Raw genomic sequence first — 20,766 nt, forward strand, 5'->3', positions numbered from 1 at the left:
AAGTAAGTCTGTCATCAGGCATCCCTAAGCGCCCCTCATCCAATCGAGGGGGCTTTATGACGCGCGGCCATCTGCTTGCTACCGTTGCATTTTGTACGCTCAGCTGCGGGGTTGCCCGTTCCCAGTCGGCTGGCGCCGAGCCCACGGCGCCGCCCGATCTGACGGCGAACAACGAGATCATCGTTTCGGGGTACCGCGCCAGCCTCGAAACCGCGCGCGAGCAGAAGCGTCAATCTGAAGCGATCATCGACGCGATCGCCGCCGAGGACATCAGTCAGTTCCCCGACAACAGCGCCACCGAAGCGCTGAACCGTCTGCCCGGCGTGACCACGCAGGAGACCCGCGGTGAACGCCAAAGCGTGACGGTACGCGGGCTTTCGCAGGTGTTGACGACCGTCAACGGGATGGAAGACTATACCGGCATTTCGCGCCAGACGCTGCTCAACAGCTATCCGGCGGCACTGATCGCCTCCGCGCAGATCGCCAAGGCGCTAACCCCCGACATGGTCGAAGGCGGCATCGCCGGCGCGGTCAACATCGATTTCCGCAAGCCGCTCGATTTGAAAACCGGAACCACCGTCGCGATTCAGATGCGCGGGACCTACGATGGGCAGACGAAGTCGGGTTATTACAATGGCGACGTGCTGCTCGGCCGGAAGTGGCAGAGCGCGATCGGCGAGATCGGCGTCCTGATCGATGCCTCCTATCTGCGCCGCGACTATTCCGAATATTATCGGCAGAACCAGACGCCCCAGGCGAGCACCGCTGCGGCCACCCGTGGTGACATCCTCCCCGGCGGCATTCTGATCCGGCACCAGCCGGGCGGCTTCCAGCGACCCGCAATCACCGGCGCGATCCAGTGGAAGCCCAATCCCGATCTGAGCTTCGACGTGCGGGCGACCCACATCACCGACCACAATCAGCGTTACGACACCTATCTGACAACCTCGATCGCCGCCAACACGCCGCTTTCCGACGTTCAGCTCATCCCTGGCACGAACATCATCAAGAGCGCGACCTTCCTGTCGACCGGATCGACCGGGCCTTATGCGTCGAACGCCGAGATCGACTACGAAACGACGATGGTGGAATTCGGCGGGCGCTGGGACACCGGCATCGCGACGCTCACCAGCCGCGGTAAATATACGACCACGCACTCGACCAACGACACCCGCGCAGTGCTGTTCGGGTTCAAGACGGTGCCGACGATCAACGCCCAGTTCGCCAGCGACGCGCAATATGGCGGGCTCGCTTATCAATATGTCGGCGTCGACATGCACAATCCGGCCAATTTCTATCTGCGCAGCTATTCGGACTCGAGCACCGATGCCAAGGCCGACGGCTTCCAGTGGCGCACCGATCTGGAGCTCGATCTCGGCAGCGGGCTGCTGCGCGCGCTCAAGCTGGGCGTGCGCTACACCAACCGCAGCATCGACTATAATGCCGGCTCCCGCTCGGCCAGCCTAAGTGCGACCAGCAAGGGGACGACCATCACCACGATGCCGGGCGGCGACCAGCTCATCGACGTGGTCGGGGGCTTCTACGGGGACAATGCGGACATTCCACGCTCCTGGGTGGGCTATGATACAAGGCGGCTTGGCGGTTCGGCCAATCAGGCGGCGCTCGCCAAATATTTCTACGCCGCGACCGGATCGAGCGTGTGGTCGACCGACGCGCCGGTCTGGGCCGACATTTCGCACTATACGGGCACGGAAAATACCTACGCGCTCTACGGGCAGCTGCGCTTCGGTGCGGAGCTCGGCGGGGTGCCGATCGACGGGATCGCCGGTGTGCGCGTCGTCGGGACCAATCTGGACCTTAACGGGACGCAGCAGACGACCAGCAAGTCGGGAGCGGTGAGCTATGCGCCGATCAATGGCCGCCAGGATTATCTGAACGTCGATCCGGCCGTGCTCCTCAGGGCGCACTTTACCCGCACCCTGCAGCTCCGGCTGGCCTATTCGAAGACCTTTACCCGGCCCGATTTTTCGCAGCTCAATCCCAACCTGACGCTGTCTACCGCGTCGTCCACCACCACCTCGCTCGGTACTGCCAGCGCGGGCAATCCCGGGCTCACGCCGACCAAGTCGGTCAATTACGATGTGTCGCTCGAATGGTATTTCGGCAAGACCGGCTCGGCCAGCCTCGCGCTCTTCCGGCGCGATATCGACGGCCTCATCGTCAATACCGTACTGTCCGAGAACGTGCCGAGCGCGGGCGGTCTGGTCGACGTCACCCGGCCGGTCAACGCGGGCAAGGGCTATGTGAAGGGCGCCGAGTTCGCGCTCAACACCTTCTTCGAATTCCTGCCGGGCCTGCTCCACAATTTCGGCGTCGGCGGTGCCTTCACCTATCTGAAATCCTTCGAGAATCTGCCGCAGACCGCGGCGTCCGTCGCCCAGACCGGCCCGATCCCGGTGGCCTCCAAATATTCCGGCACCGCCTCTGTGTTCTATGACGACCACACGTTTCGGATCAGGGCCGGATACACCTACCGGAGCAAATATCTGCTCGCGTACAACACCCGGAATTTCGCCTACAACCAATGGTGGGATCCGATGAAGCAGCTCGATATTTCGGCCAACTACAAGATCGCGCGGCAGATTTCCGTAGGCGTCGATGCGACGAACGTGCTCCACAATCACCAGACCGGCTATCTCGGAACGCCGCTGATCCAGGACCGCATCTATTATGTGGCACGCACGATCTCCGGGTCGCTGCGGCTGGCCTTCTAGGGCGACCAGCCGGCGGGCGCGTCGCGTCAGGTAAGGATCGCAGATCGAGGAGATAGCATGACCATAACGACGAAGGGCTTGATCGCGGCCGTGATCGCCCTGGCCACGGCTGTACCGGCCGCGGCATCGGAATATTGGGCCAGAAGCTGGGCGGCGAGCCCGCAGGCCGTCCGCAGCGCGCCCAGTCCGACCGTGGCGATCACCCCGGACCGGACGATCCGGCAGATCGTTCGGCTGAGCATCGGCGGCGGAAGTTTCCGGCTGCGCCTGTCCAACGAATTCACGCCCGCGGACGTGCGCATCGGCGCGGTGCGCGTGGCGCTGGTCGATGCCGCGGGACAATTGGTCCCGGGCAGCGCGCGGGTGGTCCAGTTCGACGGGCGGGAGGATGTGACGATGCCCGCCAGCGCCGCCGTGCTGAGCGATCCGATCGCGCTACCGGTGCCATCCCTGTCGCGGCTCGTCGTCAGCCTGTACCTGCCCCAGGGGGCCGCGCGCCCGACGATTCACGAGCGCGCACAGGCCACCGTCTGGCTCGCCCCCGGTAATCAGGTCGACGCGGCCACGCTCCACGATGCGGCGGCCGTTCCCTGGCGGTTCGCGCTGAGCGGCGTCGAGGTGGAAAGCCCGCGCCCGCGGCGCACCGTGGTCGCTTTCGGCGATTCGATCACCGACGGCATACGCGGCACCGACGATGCCGACGATCGCTGGCCCGACATTCTCGCCAAGCGCCTGCAGGACGCGCATGTCGATATCGGCGTCGCCAATGCCGGCATCAGCGGCAACCGCCTGCTGCGCAACGGTGCCGCCGACAATGCGCTCGCGCGGTTCGATCGCGACGCGCTCGCGGTGCCCGGGGTGAGTCATGTCATTGTGCTGGAAGGCATCAACGACATCGGCCAGGGCTTTCGCGACCATCCTCCGACGATTTCGGCCGAGATGCTCATCTTCGCCTTGCGCCAGATGATCGCGCGTGCCCACACCAACGGCGTCAAGCTGATCCTCGGCACGATCATGCCCTTCGGCGGAGGCGGATCATGGCGTGCCGAAGCGGACGGCGTTCGCCGCGCGGTCAACGACTGGATCCGCACGACGCGGGAAGCCGACGGCTTCGTCGATTTCGATCGCGCCGTCGCCGATCCGGCGGATCCCCTGCGCCTGGCGGCCGCCTATGACAGCGGCGATCATCTCCATCCGAATGATGCGGGACTGCGCGCGATGGGCCTCGCGGTCGATCTCCGCTTGCTGCGCTGATCAAGCGCACCGTGTCGGTCCGGATCGCACCGGGGCGTGGCGGCGCGTGCCCGGGCGGTGCTAGGGGCCGACCTATCCCTCCAGCCGCGACGGGCCACCGATGACGCCCCCTTCCACGCTCGCCCTGTTCGGCGCGGGCCATGTCTGCAAGAGCCTCATCTGGTCCTTTGCCGACCTGCTGTTCGGCTATTACGCTTATGCCTATCTCCACCTGACCGCCGCGGATGTCGGTTGGATCCTGGCCATCTCCTTCGGCTATAGCGGCGTGCTCGATGTCGCCGTCGCCGCCTTCCTGAGCGGCCGCACCGGATACGAGCGGATGGTGCCGCGCCTGCAATGGATTGGGGCGGCGTGCACCGCGCTCAGCGTGCTCGCGCTGTTCTGCCCGCTGCCGCTCGGAGAAAGGCTGCTCTGCTACTGGTTGCTGGCGCTGTCGATCGCCTTCCGCACGGCCTATGCGCTTTACGATATCGCCCAGAATGCGCTGGTATCGCTGTTGCCCAGGAGCGAAACCGAGGCGCGGCGGTTCGTCACCGTCCGCACGAGCCTGTCCTATGGTGCCAAGATCCTCGTCTCGCTCGCGAGCTTCCTGGTCATCGGGCCCGGCGGGCAGACGGCGCTGCCGCTGCTGATCATCGTTCCCGTCGCCTGCGCCACGCTGGCCGCCGCTTACCCGATGGCTCGTTGTCACACCGCGGCGGCGGTGCCGGAGACGCCGCATGACGGCGCGCTCGCGGTGCCGTTGGGGCTGCTCGTGCCGATCCTGGTGGCGGTGGCGGCGCAGACGTGCCTGCTGGGCCTCGTTGGGCGCTTCCTGCCGTTCATGAAGGATCCGCATTCCGGCGCGTCGATCGGCGCCCTGATGGTGCTGGGGTCCGTCGACGGTGGGGTTTTCGGCCCCTTCTTGGCAGGACGCCTGCTGCGCGCGACGCGCGGCTTCGTCGCGGCCAATGTCGGCTGCACCTGCGTCTGCATGGTGAGCGCGGCGTGGATGATCGTCGGGGGCGACCGGGTGCAGCTGATCGCCGCGGCGGCCATGTACAGTATCGCCGGTGGCGGATTGAGCGCTCTGGTCTGGGGACAATTCTCCGCGGCGGTGCGCTGCCACGCACAGGCGACAGGCCGCCGTTCGGACCTCGCCTCCTTCGCGCTGCTGACCGCGACTATCAAGCTGGGCGCCGGCGGGACTGGGCTGTTCCTCGGCAAGCTGCTAGAGGGATTCCAAGCCCAGCAGCCCTCCGCGCTGGGCACGATCGTTTCGGCAACCCTGATCGGGGGAGCCGTGTCGATCGCGGCCATGGGGATGGGGCACCGCCGGATCGCCCGATCGGTCACCACGGTGGCGGCACCGGTATGACAAGGGACAGGCGTTTCAGCTGGCATGCGTTCGGATCCTGCGCGACTTCTCAGCGACCAGCATAAACGGATCCTCTGGCATCTCCGGGTCAGTGGTCCCACCCCGCGCGCCGAGATTGCTCCGCGACTAAGCATTCACGCCGGGCCGATGACCCGGCTCAGCCGCGAACTGATCACGCTCGGGCTGGTCGAAGAGCGGGACCAGGTCGCGCCAGAGCGCGGACGTCCCTCGATCCCGCTCGCCATCTCCGGCACCGGCGGATATGCCGCCGGCGCGACGGTCCACCCCGGCTGGATCGAGATCGTCCTGGTCGATTTCAGCGGGGCCGTGATCGCGCGCGAAGCCCATGCCATCGACGATGCCGCGCCGCGCCGTTTCGCGCAGATCATCGACGAACGCCTGCGCGCGATGGCGGGCGAGCGGACGCTGATGCAGAGCCAATTCCTGGGTCTGGGGCTCGCCGTACCCGGCCCGGTCGCGAAGGCTTCGCCCAAACGACGCCGCACGGTCGATTGGCTGCAGGATTGGCAGGCGATCGACCTGCCCGATTATTTCGCCGATTTCCTGGGCGTGCCGGTCTTCGTCGAGAACGAAGCGACCTGCGCCGGACTGGCGGAATATTATGACAATGGGCTGATCAGCACATGCGACAGCGCGATCGTCCTGTTTCTCGGTCATGGCGTCGGCGCCGGCGTCATCAGTCGCCGCAACCTGTTTCGCGGAGAATATGGCAATGCGGGCGAGATTGGCGGCTTCTTCCCGCTGGATCAGCCCCGGCCGTCGGGGATCGATCTCCTGCGGGCGCTCCAGACGGCGGACAGCAGCATCACGACGCTCGCCGAGATCGACTCCCATCTCGAACGGCATGCCGGTCTGATCGCTGCGTGGATCGACCGGGCCGGCGAGCAGGTCTGGCTGGCCATCGATGCCGGCATGGGGTGGATCGATCCTGGCGCGGTCATCCTTTCGGGCGGACTGCCGCCGCCGATCCTGCGCGCGCTCGGCGAAAAGGTGACCGGCGGGGCGGGCGCGATCACGTCGCCAATGCGGCATGACGTCCCGCTCCACGTATCGCGCCTCGGCAGCTGGGCGGCCTCGATCGGGGGCGCGCTGATCCCGATCCACCAGATGACTGCCGCGGTTCATGGTGGCTGATTTTATTCTTCGGAATTAAGTAAAACTGTCACCGCTCGGGCGGATTGCTCTCGCACGCCTCAGGCGGCGCGGGAGAAATGAAGAGTGACGATGCGTGCCAGCTTTTTTTGGGTGCTTCTCCTTGCCAGCACCGCCGCCGCGCAGGCGACCGCCGCCCGATCGGTTCCCGAGCGGTTCGCGCGCACCGATCCCGCATTCATCGTTATCGCGCATCGCGGCTGCCACAATCCCGCGCCCGCGCATCGTCTGCCGAGCGCACCGGAAAACTCGATCGCGGCCTTGCACAACTGCATCGCTTTAGGCGTCGACATGATGGAAACCGACGTCCGCCAGACACTCGACGGCGCGCTGGTCATCATCCATGACGAGACGCTCGATCGGACCACCACGGGGCATGGCCCGGTGGCCGCGTTGACCTTAGCAGAGATCCGCAGCCTGCGCCTGCGCGACAATATGGGCGGTGCGGGCGCAGCCGCGACCGATGCGGCCCTGCCGACGCTGGACGAGATACTCGCCGCGGCGCGCGGGCGCCTGTTGCTGAACCTGGACATCAAGGCGCCGATCTATGCCGAGGTCATTGCCGCGGTGGAGCGTGCCGGCATGGCGGATCAGGTCCTCGTCAAGACGGTCGCCGGCCCCACCACGCCCGCGCTGGCCTCGCTCTGCCCCTATGACCGCGTCCCGTTCGCCCCGATCCTGCTCAATCCTCATGGTGCCGGCGATCTCGGGCTGATCGCGCGCCGGCAGACCGAGCAGGCCCGGCCGATCGCGATCGAGCTGCCCCCGATGTCGCCCGATCAGCTTCCCGCGGTGGTCGCGCAGGCCGGGGGCGTGAGGCTGTGGGTCAATACGCTCTGGCGCGGCTTCATCGATGGCTGGGGCGGCGATGCCGCCGCCTTGCGCGATCCCGAAGCGGTTTGGGGACGGATGCTCCGGGCCGGCATCACCATCTTCCAGACCGACGAGCCCGAGGCGCTCCTGGCGTTTCGCGCGCGGTCGGCGCTGTCGTCGCTCGTGACGCGATAGGACGCGCAGCCGCATGGATCTTCCCCTCACCCGCCGGGCCCTCATTGCTTCCGCCGCGTTGGCCGCGAGCGGAGCACCGCGCGCGACACCGCCCAGCGGGCCCGACGATCCCAGCGAACTGCGCCGCCGCATTGCGCTGTCGGACCTGCATTACACGCTTCCGGTCGCGCGGAGCGAGGAGGGCATGCCGATTGGCAACGGGCGCATGGGGAGCCTCGTCTGGACCACCCCGTCGCAAGTCCGCCTCCAAATCAACCGTGTCGACGTCTATCCCGCCGGATCCCGGTCCAACAGCTTCAACGGGGCGCACGAGGATTATTGCGGCGGCTGCGCGTTTCTCGATTTGCGCTTCGGCGGAAGCCCGTTCCGGGGTGGAGCATTCGCGCAGCACCTCTCGGTGTTCGACGGCGTGGTCACGATCGCTGCGGACGGCCTGCGCATCGAGATCGTGGCCGATCGCCTGCGCGACGTCTTCGCGATGCGCATCACCGATCGGCGCGGTCCCGGTACACCCCCGGCCGCGTTCTTGCGGGCGCTGCGTTTCGCGCCCGGCTACGACCCGCGGGGCGGCACGAGCGGCGATACGTCCACTATCCGCACCAAGAGCCATGTGGCCACGACGCGGTTGCATGCGGATGGTGCGATAATCGCGCTGTCGCAGGATTTCCGCGAGGACGCCTTCGCTTCCGGGTCGGCGGTGGCGGTCGCCTTCGACGTTGACGGTGCGGGCGAGGTGGCGAGCGAGTGCGAAGTCGCGCTCGTCGCCACGCCGGCCGGGTCGCTCTGCCTGTTCGTGGGCTCGGCAGCCAAGCGTGGCGATGGCCCCGATCCGGTCGGCATGGCGCGCCGCGACGTCGCGATCGCTCGCTCGGAAGGGTTCGAGGCCATCGCCCGTCGGGCCCGCGCTTGGTGGCGCATCTTCTGGGAGCAGGGCTCCATGGAGCTGGCCAGCGCCGATGGGGCCGCGCAGGCGCTGCAGCGCGACTATCATTACTTCCTTTACCTCATGGCATGCGCCTCGGCAGGCGCGCTGCCGCCCAAATTCAACGGCATGCTCTGGAACACGGGGGGCGATGCGCGGGCCTGGGGCGCGCAGCATTGGTATACCAACATGAGCTGCCTCTATGAGGCGATCCCACAATCGGGCCGGTTCGCGCTACTGGATCCATTCTACGACATGTATTCGGCCATGCTGCCCGCCTGCCGGGCCGCGGCGCGCGATCAATGGGGCTCGGAGGGAATCTTCGTTCCCGAGACCGTCTATTTCGACGGCCCGGCGAAACTGCCGCCGGAAATCGCTGCGGAAATGCGTGCGCTCTACCTGTCGACCAAATCCTGGTCGGACAAGTCGCCCGCGTTCGTCGATTTCGCCTCGACCAAGCATCCTTATGCAAGCGCGTGGAACTGGAAGACGCCGGGCAAGTGGGTGGCGGGCCGCTACGTCGCGGGCGAGCGCGGCGCGGGACCGTACGGGCCGACGAGCCACATATTCGCGGTCGGCGCCAAGATCGCCTACCTCTTCTGGCAGCGCTATGAATTCACGCTGGATCGCCAGTGGCTGCGCGAGCGCGCCTATCCACTGCTGCGCGGTGCGGTCGAATTCTATCGCAACCACCCGGCGCTCCGCCGCGGACCGGACGGCCGGCTCCATCTCCACGACGCCAACAACAGCGAACCCGTGCGCGGCGCGCACGATACCAACGAGGATCTGTCCGCGCTGCGCGGGATCGTCCCGGTGCTGCTGAAGGCTTCGGCCGAACTCGATCTGGACCGCGCGATGCGGCCGCAATGGCAGCATCTGCTCGACACGATCGCGCCGCTGGCCCGGAGCGACGATGCCGATGTGCTGGGGGGCGATCACCTCAAGGGGCCGCCGACGTTCGCCGCGGCACGCGGTCCGGCGCGCTACCACAACCCCGCCTTCCTCCGGCCCGATCCGCACAGCCTGCCCACTTGGTTCTTCGACCTGTGCGACGGCACCACCGCGGACCATGATTTGCGCGCGCTCGCCGAGGCGACCTTCGACGCGCTCCTCGCCGAACACGGCCCGGGCTCCCCGAGCTGGAACAATGGCCTCACGAAGCTACCGATCGCGGCCGCGCTCCTGGGGCGGGCCGATCAGGTGCGGGCACTGCTTCCGCGGCAGATGGGCGCGCGGGTCGCGCCCGGCACCACCGCCAATGCCGCGCTGCTGCGCAATCGGCTGAGCCTTGGCGAGGGGCCGCAGGCGCTGAGCGCCGAGCATCTCGGCCGTGGCTCGCACGCGCTGCAGCTCGCCTTGCTACAAAGCGCGCCGCCGGTTCCTGCCGGCAATCCGCTGATCCAGATAGCGCCCGCCTGGCCCAACGGATGGGACGCGCGCTTCACGCTCCACGCCCGCGGCGGCTTCGTCGTCGATGCCATCATCCGCGGCGGCATGGTGCGGTCGGTCGCCGTGGAGTCGCTGTGCGGATCGCTGTGCCGGATGCGCAATCCGTTCGCCGGCGCGGCAACAGTCGAACGCGACAGTCGCGCTGCGGAACGCGTGCAAGGGCCGATCTTCTCCTTCCCGACCAGCCGCGGCGAACGGCTCCGGCTGCTGCCGGACGCCGTCTGAACCGTGTCACCCCCTCATCGGCGGCGGCATCATGCCGTGACGGAGCGTATGTGACGATTTCCAGCGACTCACCTTTGACCCGCCGGCGTCTGCTGGCAGCAGCCGCGACGGCAACGGCGTTCCAGGCCCTGCCGCCCGCGCTTCGCGAAGCCGTGGCGGCACCGCCCCCCAGCCGGCAGCCGTCGCTGCGGGACGTCGAGCATGTCGTGCTGCTGATGCAGGAGAACCGATCCTTCGATCATTATTTCGGGACGATGCCGGGCGTGACCGGCTTCTCCGATCCGGATGCGCTCATGCTGCCGAGCGGGCTGAACGTCTTCCACCAGCCGACCGACCGCCATGCCGACGGTTTCCTGCTCCCGTTCCACCTCGACACACGGCGGACTTCTGCATTGCGCATCCCGTCCACCGGGCATGGCTGGGAGGTGCTCCACGCCGCCTGGAACGGCGGGGCGATGGATAGCTGGCTGGCGGCGCACTACCGGCTGGACGGCAACAAGGACAATGTCCCGCTCTCGATGGGCTATTATGAGGAAGCGGATATCCCGTTTCATCGCGCGCTCGCCGCCGCCTTCACGATCTGCGACCGCTATCATTGCTCGATGATGGCCTCGACCGCACCCAACCGGCTCTATTGGGAGACGGGCACGATCGATCCGCACGGCCTCGCCAGCGGTCCCATCCTGAGCAACGAGGCCACGGTGCGCACCTGGCGGACCTATGCGGAGAACCTGACCGAAGCCGGGATCAGCTGGAAATGCTATCACGTGCCCGACGGCATGGAGAGCAGTCTCAAATATTTCAAAGCATTCCGCGATGCACCCGCGACGTCGCCGCTGCGCCGCGGACTCATGGAAGGGCCGATCGACCAGTTCGAGCAGGACATTCGCGCCGATCGGCTGCCGCGCGTGAGCTGGCTGTTCGCGCCGCGGCCCCAGAACGAGCATCCGGCCCAGTCGACCCCCGCGGCGGGCGCGCGGTTCATCGCGCGCAAGGTCGAAGCGCTTGCGGCCCATCCAGAGGTCTGGGCCAAGACCGCCTTCATCCTCGCCTATGACGAGAATGATGGTCTGTTCGACCACATTCGGCCGCCGACACCGCCGCCGGGGACGCCGGACGAGTTCGTCACGCTCACATCGCCATCCGGCGTACGCGGTGAGGGCATGCCGGTCGGCGCGGGCTTCCGGGTGCCGTGCATCATCGTGTCGCCGTGGACGGTCGGCGGTTGGGTTTGTAGCGACCTGTTCGACCACACCTCGCAGCTGCGCTTCCTCGAGGCGGTGACCGGCGTCGCGGCGCCGAACATCAGCGGCTGGCGACGTAAGACGTTTGGCGATCTGACCTCCGCATTCCGGTTTCGGCAGAAAGCCGCGCTTGCACCCCGCCTGCCGAACCTGGCGTTCCGCCTCACTTCCGCGGAACATGCGGTCGCGACATTGCCGCCGCCGAGCGCACCCGCTTCTGATCAGGTCGCACCCGGCCAAGAGCGCTCGCGCGGAGAACCGGCCTCGAGAGCACGCCCACCTGATGTCCGGGCGGTTGTGGATAAATAACCTTGGGGGACGTAGGTGCGGATCTCGCCGCCAAGCTGATCCGTGGTTAGGTGTTCGCCGGCATAGCCCGTAAGGGCTGTCTAGATCGTTGCTGGTCATGAGCTGACTGCAAGAAAGCCCCCTGGCCGTTCGGATCGCATACTGGTTAGCGAGACGCGGCCGGCCCGCTTAGGTGAACGAGTGACTGGTTTCGGGAGACGGCGGGGGTATCGCGCATGACCGAGAATGGGTCTTCTCTACTCTGAATTTCGGGTCATTGACCTGCCCGCAGGCCACGTGTCAGGCGCCGTCGATCCGAGAATAGGCTTATTCTGGCTTTAGCTCTGCGTGTTAATTCACGGTCGTGAACGCCATCGCTGGCGAAAACACAGAAAAGCAGGCCCTTGGTGAAGATGCGATCGACCGGCCGCTCGAGCTGAGCCGCGCACATTGCCGCTGGACAGGAGCCGCTTGCTTTCGTCGTCGCGCAGGATCAAGCCGCGCTCACGGAGCGCGGCGAGGCGCGCCTCATCGATATCGACCAGGGTCATCGCCATGCTGGCTTCGGCAATCCGCGCAAAGGCGAGGCAACCCATCGCGCCCGCGCCGACGATTGCGACAGTCGAGATCTCGCCCATCGCTCAAATCGCGTTGATGTCGAGGACGGTGGGGATGAGATCGTTGCCCAGCCGCACGATCTTGCTCGCGATCCGCCAGTCAACGCTCTCGCGCCTCAATCCATGCTCATAATGTCCGAAATGCGTGCGCACCTGATCGGTGCGTGGATCATAGGCATGGGTGACGAACGCGGACATGATGTTGGTTTCGTCCTCATCGCCGTCGATGATTTCGACATTGGAGACCAGATGAGTGACGCGCGGCAGCGTCTTCGAGACAGGCGAGAGCCCCGAGGTCAGCCGATCGACCCGGTCGCGCAGATTGTCCTTGCCCTGATAGTAGATCAGGGAGAGCTCGCGGTCCGGATCCTCGGTCTGCGTCCCGTCGTCGCGCCACGCCGGCATCCAAAAAAGCACGTCCTCAGTATAGAGGTCGAGCCAAGCATTGAAATCCTGCCGGTCGAGCAACCGCGCCTCGCGGAAGATGAGGGCTTGCGCCTCCGGCTGGCTCAGTCTGCTCATGCGACCACCTGCGCCATGCGTGCCGCCCAGGCGCGATAATAGCTTTGGAACAGCGTCTCGTCGGCAAGCTGGGATGGGCCGGCGATGCTGCTGACGGCCTTCATCCCGATCATGTTGGAGAGATCGTTGCCGCCCGGCTTCGTTCCGGCGAGGCCGCGCGCATGCCCCTGCAGCCAGCCATTGCCGGCATCGGTCATCCCGGCTTGGCACTCCTCATAGACGGCATTGTCGTCGGCGATAGCCATGCCGGTCGGATTGAAGAAATCCTCATACTGGCGGATTCGCTGGCGCCGTGCCGTCGCGCTTTCGCCGCGGGGCACCAGGCACCAGGTCTCCATCTCGGTGAGATTTGGCGCGATCGGGCGAATGACTCGCAGCTGCGTCGCCGCATTCACGGCCACTTGAGCGTTAGGAAACAGCGTCAGATTGCGCATGTTGAACATCCAGGCGGTTCTCGCGGCGCCGAACTTCTCCAAGAGAGCAGCGCGCTGCTCGAAGAGCGCAAGGCTCGGGTTCGCCTCCATCTTGCCCCAGGTCATCACATGGCCGTTGTCGAAGCTGAAGGATCCGCCAACGATGCCTTCATCGCCACCCTTCCAAAAGTCGGCGCCGCCGAGGCTCGATTCGACGACATCGGCCGTCTGCTCTTTCGCGCGCCGGTCCAACACTTTGATGAGGCTCGGGTGAGTCGAGGTGAAATGATATTGGTCGGAGCAGTTTTCGAGCTGCATCTTCCAGTTGGCCGCAAAACGAAACCGCACCCGTCCGGGCACCAGCTCGACGCCATCCTCGCTCTCGTCGGCGATGAGATCGAGCATGTGCCGGGCCTCGCCGAGATGATCCTCCAGGCTGGGCACGTCGGCTTTCACGCTGCCGAAGAGAAAACCGCGATATTCTCCGAATGCGCCGATCGCCTTGAGGCCATGGTCGTCGGCGTGGAAGCCCTCGGCATAGCAGCCGGCCCGCTCCCACTTGATTGCCCGGTTCTCCCCGGCGCTGGAGAAGCTCCAGCTATGGTAGGGGCACACGAAGACGCGCGCATTGCCCGAAGGCTGCGAGGCGATCCGTGCGCCTTTGTGCGGACAGCTGTTGACGAAGGCGCGGAGCACGCCTCGCTTGTCCCGCGTGATGAGCACCGGCACGCGGCCGATCGTGGTCGTGAAGAAATCGTGGGGCTGCTCTGCCTGGCTCGCCAGGCCCAGAAACACCCATCCACCCTCAAAGATATGCTGCATTTCAAGGTCGAAGATTTTGGGGTCGCTGAACAGCGCCCGGTTGACCCGGAAGACGCCTTCGGCGGGCCGGTTGTCGACGAGCCTCTCGAGGCGAAACGGCTTCATCTTTCGCTCCCGTGTATTCGTTGAGACGTTGTGCAGATGCGCTCAGCCAACCTGCCTGGGATAGGTCAGGACGATCGGCTGAACCGAAGCGAAATTGACCACGTCCGCGGCGGCTGCGTGCGCTTCAGGCGATCCCATGGCCGCACCAAGCGCCTCCCTGGATGCGAAATTAGCCTCAAATACAGCGGAATACGGCGACTCACCATCGGGCGCGGCCAGATTGAAGCCATAGCTGAATGCCTTAAGCCCCGGATTTTTGCGCACTAGCGCGAGATGCGCCTCCTCATAGTGGCGGATGAATGCCTCCGGATCGGGCTGAGGGGGGTAGAGGATGAGCAGACTATGCATGGATGGACTCTTTCGCGACATGGAACGGCGATGCTCGCGCGGGTGATCTGGATCCTTCCGCGATTTCATCGTTCCGACGCATTATATTTAACGTGATAAGCTTTTATACCAATCTTCTGACAACGCAATAGTTTCGCGCGTGGGCGGCACCGTCATTCGACACCCTTGATGGCAGCCGCAAGGGCGCGTAACTCGTCCATCAGCCGGTCGAGCCTGTCATTGTCGAAGCGCTCCGAATATTCGTGCAGGATGCGGATGATCGAGCGCCCGATCACCTTCACCAACGCCCGTCCCTCTGGCGAGAGCGCAACCATGGTCCGGCGCCGATCGTCGGGGTCACCCGCGCGAACGATGAGCTTGCGTTCTTCCAATTCCTTGAGAATGCGGGTCACGCTCGGCCCGTGTAGCAGGCCGACCTCCGCGAGACTGGTTGCGTCAGGGGCACCGCGGTCGTTGATCACGCGCATCACGCGCCACAGCGGCTCGGAGATGTTGTGTTCGCGCAAGACCGGGCGGAGCGGTGCCATCACGGCTTCGCGCGTGGCCAGCAGCGTGGCGCCTAAGGACAGTTCGAACGGCGGAAGCTTGCGAACCTTCTTCACGAGCGTTCGTCCTGGTCAGCGGCTGTCGGGCGTCGATAGCGCGACATCTGCGGCGGCATGACTGGTGAGCCGTCCGCAGTGCCAGCCCTTCTGAAGCGCTCTGGGGGGAAGCATGGCCCCGTCTCAGCGCCTAAGTGGCAGAGCATAGGCATCGACATAGAGGCCGTTATTAGGACCATATTTGTTGAAACCGCCCACGGAGACCACGATCATCTGGCGATGACTGCGCGGCGCGACATAGGTTATCGGCGACGCGAACGCGGGCGCCTCGATCGGAACATTCCACAGTTCGCGCCCCGTGCGGATATCGAAAGCCCGAAAATGCTGGTCGAGCGAGCCACCGATGAACACCAGGCCGCCGCGCGTCACCAGACTGCCGCCCATGGTCACATTGCCCATCGGAATCGCGAACGGCACACGCAGGAAGGGCAAGGCGAGCGGACCGCTATGCTGCGCCGTGCCCAGGGGGATGCTCCAGAGCAGCTTGTGAGCCCGCATATCCACGGCATTGAGCCGGCCATAGGGAGGCTCCTGGCAGGGCACGCCCAGCGGAGAGTGGAAATAATCGGCGATGACGCCGGCATAAGGCGACCCCATCTGCGGCTGCATCGACCGCTTGAGAGACGGGTCGCGACGCACGTCCTCCGGGGTCAGGAACCGGTCGTAATTGGCGATGTGCATGGTCGTGGTCACCATGATGCCACGGTCGTGATCGATCGAGACGCCGCCCCAATCCATACCACCCATCCATCCTGGACTGTAGAGCCACGGCTTCCCGTCGGCGGGCGGCGTCATCGACCCGTCATAACGCGCCTTGCGGAACTGAAGGCGGCACCAGAGCTGATCCAGCGGGGTAAGGCCCCACATCGATGCTTCGGTGACGGGCTCGCCCTCGAACCAGGGGAAATCAACGGAGTAAGGCTGGGTCCTGGCGGTCCAGTCGCCGCGGCCTGCGCCTTGTGGAACCGGTCGCTCGACGACTCGGGTGAGCGGCTGGCCCGTCCGGCGATCGAGCACGAAGAGCTGCCCACGCTTGGTTGCCGCGATCAGAGCGGGGATCGGCCTTCCCGCCTGTGCGAAATCGAACAGCGTCGGTTGCGACCCGACATCATAGTCCCAGAGGTCATGATGCACGGTCTGGAACGACCAGCGCGGCTGGCCCGTCGCAACGTCGAGCGCAACGATGGCCGACGAGTATTTTTCCTCCACGGCGCTGCGATGCGCGCCATAATTGTCCGGATTGCTGTTGCCGGTCGGAATATAGACGAGGCCAAGCGCAGGATCGGCGCTCGGCGGCGCCCAGTCGTTCGGGGTATTGCGGGTATATTGCTGGCCCGGGGGCGGCAGAGCAGTTCCGTTCGGTCGATCCATGTCCCACGCCCAGAGCAAAGCGCCGGTTACGGCATCGAAGGCGCGGATGACGCCGGAGGGATTGTCCGAGCGCCCGTTATCGGTGACTCCGCCACCGATGATGATGGCCTTGCCGACCACCAGCGGAGCCGAAGTCACCATATAGCCGCCCGGCCTGACGTCGCCCATGCCTTGCAGAAGATCGACCACGCCGTTCGCGCCGAAGCCCGCGCATGGCTTGCCCGTGAGTTGATCGAGCGCGATCAGGCGCGCATCGGTCGTCGCCGTGATGATGCGGTCGGGACAGACCGTCGTGGCATCGGGTGCTCGCCAGGCGGCCACGCCGCGGCACACCCGGAAGGCGGTCCACTTCCTGTCCTTGGCGTCAAAGCTCCACCGAAGTGCGCCCGTTTCGGCGTCGAGCGCCGTGACGCGATTGTCCGGCGCGCAGAAATAGAGGGCGTCATCGATCTTGAGCGGCGTCGCCTCGAAAGAGAAGAGCTGTCGCCCATAGGGGTTGTCGAGGGGCGGCAGCTTGTAGCGCCACACCCGCTGGAGCTGACTCACGGTCCGGGGGTTGATCTGAGCGAGCGGGGAATGATGCGATCCGCCCGGATCGCCGGCGAACTCGGTCCAGTCCACGCCTGTCACGCTGCCCGCTGCCAGAGCGAGGAGGGCGAGCGAAGCCGCCGCGACGCTGATCGACCCGGGCATCAGACCAGCTTCCGGCGGAGGTGCGGGAGCAGCAGCCACAAACCCAGGACGCAGGGCGCGATCAAGCGAGCGGCGAGCCCCCAGCCGTCCAGCCCGACCTCCCAGAGTGCCCACAGGATCGTGCCAAGGATCATCGCGGCATAGAGCCACAGGCCGAGCCTGCGGCCGCGCCACAGCAGCAAGCCCGAAGCGAGCACAGTGATACCCGTGATGGCGTAATAGGCGGAGCCGCCGAGCAGGACCAGTTCGGTGCCGCCCACGAGCAGGTAAAGGCCGATCAGCACCAGCAGGATGGCCAGAATCCACGGCGCCCCCGCTCTTGGCAGCACAGACATCGCTTTCTCCCTTGCCGTCTCCGCGGTTCGCGGATTATCCTTCACGTGTTAAGCTTATAGGGCGAGAATCATGCCTCCTCAACCGCTTTTGAAGGAGGTCCTGCCCGAAGCGGATGAGCAGAAGCGACAGGAAGACCGATGATCTTGATGACGATAGGGCGGACGGGCGCGCGGCCAGAACGGCGCCGGCCTCTCACAGCGCCTGCCCCTTTGCCCACCCCGGCGTTTGCGGCTGACAAGCAGGAGCCGCGAAACCAGTGATGAAGTCCTACGATTACATTGTCGTCGGATCCGGCTCGGCCGGGTCCATCGTCGCCGCGCGCCTTAGCGAGGATCCCTCGGTCACCGTCCTGCTTTTGGAAGCGGGCGGCCGGGACAACCATCCCTTCATGGCGATGCCGATCGCATTCCCGAAGGTCTCCAGCCACCGCGCCTACACCTGGCAGTTCGAAACCGACCCGGAGCCCGGGCTGCTGGGGCGCACGCTGCCGATCTGGCGCGGAAAAACCCTGGGGGGATGCTCATCCATCAACGCCATGATCAATGTGCGCGGCAACCGCGCCGATTATGATCTTTTGGAAGAACAGGGGCTGACCGGGTGGGGCTATAAGGACGTGCTGCCTTATTTCCGGCGCATGGAGAGAAGCTGGCGCGGTGAGGACGCCTATCATGGCGGCACCGGTCCGGTCGGCAACGTGCCGGTAGACCTTCGCGACACCTGTTTCCCCGAACTGCGCGCCGCCGCCGAGAAACTGGGCCTGCCCTATTGCGCCGACCAGAACGCCGGGGATCAGGAAGGCATCAGCCGCATCGAGTTCACCACCAATGGCGGCCGCCGCGCCAGCAGCGCGCGCGCCTATCTCCATCCCGCGATGAAACGACACAACCTCACCGTGCTGACGCGCGCGCAAGCATCGAGAATCCTGCTGGAACGCGGCCGTGCCGTGGGCGTGGAGTTCATCCGACGCGGCGAGATCGCATGCGTCCACGCAGACCGCGAGGTCGTGGTCAGCTCCGGTACTTACAACTCCCCGGCGCTGCTGATGCGCTCAGGGCTGGGACCGGCCGATCACCTGCGCGAGATCGGAATCGATGTGGTGCGGGACATGCCAGGTGTCGGACAGAATTTGCATGAGCATCCGAATCTGCTGAACATCTATCGGGCCGCCGGCAACATCGGCCTGACGCGCCATCTCCGGATGGATCGGGCGACGCTCGCCGTCTTGCGCTGGGCTTTGTTCGGCTCTGGCCCGTTCACCTCGGGTGGCACCATGGCCAATGTGTTCCTGCGCTCGCGCGAGGGGCTCGCCCGGCCGGACATCCAGATTATCACCATGGCGGTGCACCAGCATGCCGATCTTTGGTTTCCGGGCGTCACCAAGCCGCCCACCTTCGCCTTCACCGCGCGCGTCGGCATTCTGCATGCCCTGTCGCGCGGCTGGGTGAAGCTGCGTTCCGCCGATCCGCTCGACTATCCGCGCATCCGCTTCAACATGTTCGAGGAGCCCGCGGACATGGCGGCGATGATCAAGGCATTGCGCCTTAGTCGTGAACTGTTCGCGCAGGCGCCGATAGCCGACCTTCTCGCCGGCGAGATGCTGCCCGGCCCTCAGGCGCAGAGCGATGCAGACCTCGAGCAAGCCATCCGCGCGCAGGCGGAGCACCGCCACCATGCGGTCGGCACCTGTCGCATGGGTATTGAGGGCGACGCCGAGGCCGTGGTGGATGCCCGGCTGCGCGTCTTCGGCATCGAGAATCTGCGCGTCGCCGATGCGTCGGTGCTGCCGGAGGACCCGTCAGGCAACACCAATGTCCCGACGATGATGGTGGGCGAGAAGGCCGCCGATCTGATCGCGGGCAAACAGCTGGCGCGAGCGGACGTGTAGTTAAATCGTCTCCCCTGTCGGAAAGGATAGGACGGCCAGGCAGCTCGCTGCCTGGCCGCAGCTGGAGAGGGGTTTAATGCTTACCTCCTCTCCAAGCTTCACCGGCCCGCGTTGCAGGCAAGCTGCGCTATCCCCTTCCGCGAGGGAGAGGATTTGAGTTCAGGGCTTGAGCTGTGCCGGAGTTAGTCCTGCGACGTACATGCGCAGGGAGAAGACGGCGTCGCAGGCGGTGATGAACAGCGTCTTCCCGTCCGGGCCGCCGAAGGCGACGTTGGTGGCGCAGATCTGCCGCTTGGGTTCCCCGCCATAGACCGGAAGATTGATCGTTCCGATCTGCTTGCCCGCGGGATTGGTCACCCGAACCATGCCAGGACCGCCGCCATTGGTCGAATAAATATTCCCGGCAAGGTCCGTCTTCATGCCGTCCCCCATGCCGGGGCCGGTGGTGAACTCGGCACCGCTCCCCAGCGTGCCGTCGTCCTTCACCGGGTAGCGCAGCATGCGGCTGAACCCCGCCGAGACGTAGAGCATCTTGCCGTCGGGCGAGAGGGTGATGCCATTCGCAATTCCGCCGAGATCGGCCGCGTCGATCAGCTTGGTCGTGACGCCGTCCTTGATCAGGAAGACGCCGCCGCTCATCTGCTTGTCGTTGCTCTTGCCCGCATCGCGCAGGCCGAAATCATTGTCCGCGAGATAGATGGCGCCGTTGGGGGCGACCGAAATGTCATTGGGCCCGCTGAAGCGTTTGCCCTGATAACCGGCCGAGAGCACCCGTCGCGTGCCGTCCTTCTCCAGGCGCATGACCATTCGGTCGTTGTCGGCGCACCAGACGAGCCGCCCCTGCGGATCGCGGCCGGTGCAGGAGGGGCCGATCAGCAGCACGTGGCTGCGGCCCGAGCGGGTCTGCGCACCGCTATGCTCGGGATCGGTGCCGGTGTAGCCCGCGAAGTCCATGAACACCGAGACGGTCTTGTCGGGCGTGACCTTGTAGATGACGTTGTCGAGGAGGCCGCTGACCAGCACATAGCCCTGACCGCCATCGGGCATCCAGACTGGCCCCTCGTTGAGGCCAAAGCCGCGCGCCAGCTCGACGAGCTGCGCTTTGGGCGAAATCAGGCTCCAGAAGCTCGGATCGTCAGCCTGGAGCGCGAACTGGGTTGCGGCAGGCGGCGGACCGTCGCCGCGCATTTGCGCCTGAGGCAGAGCGGGGGGCCGGATGATGGAGCCGGGTTCGGGGAGTGGTCCGGTCTGGGCAAAAGCCGCCGATGCGCCAGCGGTCACCACGACCGCCAGCAGAGATCGCGCGATGCGCATAGCCGATATCCTCTCCATTCCGTGCCGCCGATCGTCTCAATGAAATGCCGGCGATGCCAATCCAGGGATCATGGCATCGCCGG

16 protein-coding genes are annotated in these 20,766 nt (G+C 65.7%); 8 read left to right on the forward strand and 8 right to left on the reverse strand.

What is annotated here, in order from left to right; genetic code table 11:
• Positions 1-56 precede the first annotated feature (56 nt).
• From AB4Z44_RS08745 to AB4Z44_RS08775, 7 genes are all read left to right on the forward strand, one after another.
• Positions 57-2,735, forward strand: coding sequence for a TonB-dependent receptor (locus tag AB4Z44_RS08745; RefSeq protein WP_404713657.1), 2,679 nt, complete (start codon positions 57-59; stop codon positions 2,733-2,735).
• Positions 2,736-2,792: 57 nt separating this feature from the next.
• Positions 2,793-3,989: an SGNH/GDSL hydrolase family protein gene (locus AB4Z44_RS08750; RefSeq protein WP_404713658.1), complete on the forward strand. Its 1,197-nt coding sequence runs from the start codon at positions 2,793-2,795 to the stop codon at positions 3,987-3,989.
• A 100-nt stretch (positions 3,990-4,089) separates the two neighbouring features.
• On the forward strand, positions 4,090-5,346 hold the full coding sequence (locus AB4Z44_RS08755; RefSeq protein WP_404713659.1) for an MFS transporter: 1,257 nt from the start codon (positions 4,090-4,092) through the stop codon (positions 5,344-5,346).
• A 147-nt stretch (positions 5,347-5,493) separates the two neighbouring features.
• Positions 5,494-6,501 (forward strand): ROK family protein, encoded by a 1,008-nt coding sequence (locus AB4Z44_RS08760; protein ID WP_404713660.1) that lies wholly within the window; start codon positions 5,494-5,496, stop codon positions 6,499-6,501.
• 90 nt (positions 6,502-6,591) lie between these two features.
• The gene (locus AB4Z44_RS08765; protein ID WP_404714198.1) at positions 6,592-7,527 is read left to right on the forward strand and encodes a glycerophosphodiester phosphodiesterase family protein; all 936 of its coding nucleotides are present in this window, start codon (positions 6,592-6,594) and stop codon (positions 7,525-7,527) included.
• A gap of 13 nt (positions 7,528-7,540) precedes the next feature.
• Complete coding sequence (locus tag AB4Z44_RS08770) at positions 7,541-10,123, forward strand: glycosyl hydrolase family 95 catalytic domain-containing protein (protein ID WP_404713661.1); 2,583 nt, start codon at positions 7,541-7,543, stop codon at positions 10,121-10,123.
• A 50-nt stretch (positions 10,124-10,173) separates the two neighbouring features.
• A complete protein-coding gene (locus AB4Z44_RS08775; RefSeq protein WP_404713662.1) occupies positions 10,174-11,676 on the forward strand; it encodes an alkaline phosphatase family protein in 1,503 nt (500 codons plus the stop codon).
• Between the two features lie 335 nt (positions 11,677-12,011).
• On the opposite strand, the gene AB4Z44_RS08780 is transcribed toward AB4Z44_RS08775, so the two are convergent.
• The 7 genes from AB4Z44_RS08780 to AB4Z44_RS08810 form a co-directional block, all read right to left on the reverse strand.
• Entirely contained in the window at positions 12,012-12,251 is a 240-nt protein-coding gene (locus tag AB4Z44_RS08780) for a hypothetical protein (protein WP_404713663.1), read from the reverse strand.
• Between the two features lie 45 nt (positions 12,252-12,296).
• Positions 12,297-12,794, reverse strand: coding sequence for an aromatic-ring-hydroxylating dioxygenase subunit beta (locus tag AB4Z44_RS08785; protein WP_404713664.1), 498 nt, complete (start codon positions 12,792-12,794; stop codon positions 12,297-12,299).
• On the reverse strand, positions 12,791-14,134 hold the full coding sequence (locus tag AB4Z44_RS08790; protein ID WP_404713665.1) for an SRPBCC family protein: 1,344 nt from the start codon (positions 14,132-14,134) through the stop codon (positions 12,791-12,793). Before AB4Z44_RS08790 ends, AB4Z44_RS08785 begins: the two co-directional genes overlap by 4 nt.
• 42 nt (positions 14,135-14,176) lie before the next feature.
• Positions 14,177-14,482, reverse strand: a complete 306-nt coding sequence (locus AB4Z44_RS08795) for an EthD family reductase (RefSeq protein ID WP_404713666.1) — start codon at positions 14,480-14,482, stop codon at positions 14,177-14,179.
• Positions 14,483-14,634: 152 nt separating this feature from the next.
• Positions 14,635-15,084, reverse strand: a complete 450-nt coding sequence (locus AB4Z44_RS08800; protein ID WP_404713667.1) for a MarR family transcriptional regulator — start codon at positions 15,082-15,084, stop codon at positions 14,635-14,637.
• A 123-nt stretch (positions 15,085-15,207) separates the two neighbouring features.
• The gene (locus AB4Z44_RS08805; protein WP_404713668.1) at positions 15,208-17,148 is read right to left on the reverse strand and encodes a pyrroloquinoline quinone-dependent dehydrogenase; all 1,941 of its coding nucleotides are present in this window, start codon (positions 17,146-17,148) and stop codon (positions 15,208-15,210) included.
• Positions 17,148-17,483: a hypothetical protein gene (locus AB4Z44_RS08810; protein ID WP_404713669.1), complete on the reverse strand. Its 336-nt coding sequence runs from the start codon at positions 17,481-17,483 to the stop codon at positions 17,148-17,150. The genes AB4Z44_RS08805 and AB4Z44_RS08810 overlap by 1 nt, the downstream gene beginning before the upstream one ends.
• Before the next feature lie 260 nt (positions 17,484-17,743).
• On the opposite strand from AB4Z44_RS08810, the gene AB4Z44_RS08815 reads away from it, so the two are divergent.
• Positions 17,744-19,369 (forward strand): GMC family oxidoreductase, encoded by a 1,626-nt coding sequence (locus AB4Z44_RS08815; protein WP_404713670.1) that lies wholly within the window; start codon positions 17,744-17,746, stop codon positions 19,367-19,369.
• A 159-nt stretch (positions 19,370-19,528) separates the two neighbouring features.
• On the opposite strand, the gene AB4Z44_RS08820 is transcribed toward AB4Z44_RS08815, so the two are convergent.
• Entirely contained in the window at positions 19,529-20,683 is a 1,155-nt protein-coding gene (locus AB4Z44_RS08820; RefSeq protein WP_404713671.1) for an SMP-30/gluconolactonase/LRE family protein, read from the reverse strand.
• Positions 20,684-20,766 lie beyond the last annotated feature (83 nt).

It is taken from the genome of Sphingomonas sp. MMS24-J13 (assembly GCF_044905095.1).
Taxonomy (GTDB): Bacteria; Pseudomonadota; Alphaproteobacteria; order Sphingomonadales; family Sphingomonadaceae; genus Sphingomonas_I.

Coding starts and splice junctions, on each gene's coding strand:
- AB4Z44_RS08770 (WP_404713661.1), top strand. CDS start 7,541: ATGGATCTTCCCCTCACCCGCCGGGCCCTCATTGCTTCCGCCGCGTTG.
- AB4Z44_RS08810 (WP_404713669.1), bottom strand. CDS start 17,483: ATGTCTGTGCTGCCAAGAGCGGGGGCGCCGTGGATTCTGGCCATCCTG.
- AB4Z44_RS08790 (WP_404713665.1), bottom strand. CDS start 14,134: ATGAAGCCGTTTCGCCTCGAGAGGCTCGTCGACAACCGGCCCGCCGAA.
- AB4Z44_RS08795 (WP_404713666.1), bottom strand. CDS start 14,482: ATGCATAGTCTGCTCATCCTCTACCCCCCTCAGCCCGATCCGGAGGCA.
- AB4Z44_RS08780 (WP_404713663.1), bottom strand. CDS start 12,251: ATGGGTTGCCTCGCCTTTGCGCGGATTGCCGAAGCCAGCATGGCGATG.
- AB4Z44_RS08765 (WP_404714198.1), top strand. CDS start 6,592: ATGCGTGCCAGCTTTTTTTGGGTGCTTCTCCTTGCCAGCACCGCCGCC.
- AB4Z44_RS08745 (WP_404713657.1), top strand. CDS start 57: ATGACGCGCGGCCATCTGCTTGCTACCGTTGCATTTTGTACGCTCAGC.
- AB4Z44_RS08785 (WP_404713664.1), bottom strand. CDS start 12,794: ATGAGCAGACTGAGCCAGCCGGAGGCGCAAGCCCTCATCTTCCGCGAG.
- AB4Z44_RS08805 (WP_404713668.1), bottom strand. CDS start 17,148: ATGCCCGGGTCGATCAGCGTCGCGGCGGCTTCGCTCGCCCTCCTCGCT.
- AB4Z44_RS08760 (WP_404713660.1), top strand. CDS start 5,494: ATGACCCGGCTCAGCCGCGAACTGATCACGCTCGGGCTGGTCGAAGAG.
- AB4Z44_RS08820 (WP_404713671.1), bottom strand. CDS start 20,683: ATGCGCATCGCGCGATCTCTGCTGGCGGTCGTGGTGACCGCTGGCGCA.
- AB4Z44_RS08750 (WP_404713658.1), top strand. CDS start 2,793: ATGACCATAACGACGAAGGGCTTGATCGCGGCCGTGATCGCCCTGGCC.
- AB4Z44_RS08755 (WP_404713659.1), top strand. CDS start 4,090: ATGACGCCCCCTTCCACGCTCGCCCTGTTCGGCGCGGGCCATGTCTGC.
- AB4Z44_RS08815 (WP_404713670.1), top strand. CDS start 17,744: ATGAAGTCCTACGATTACATTGTCGTCGGATCCGGCTCGGCCGGGTCC.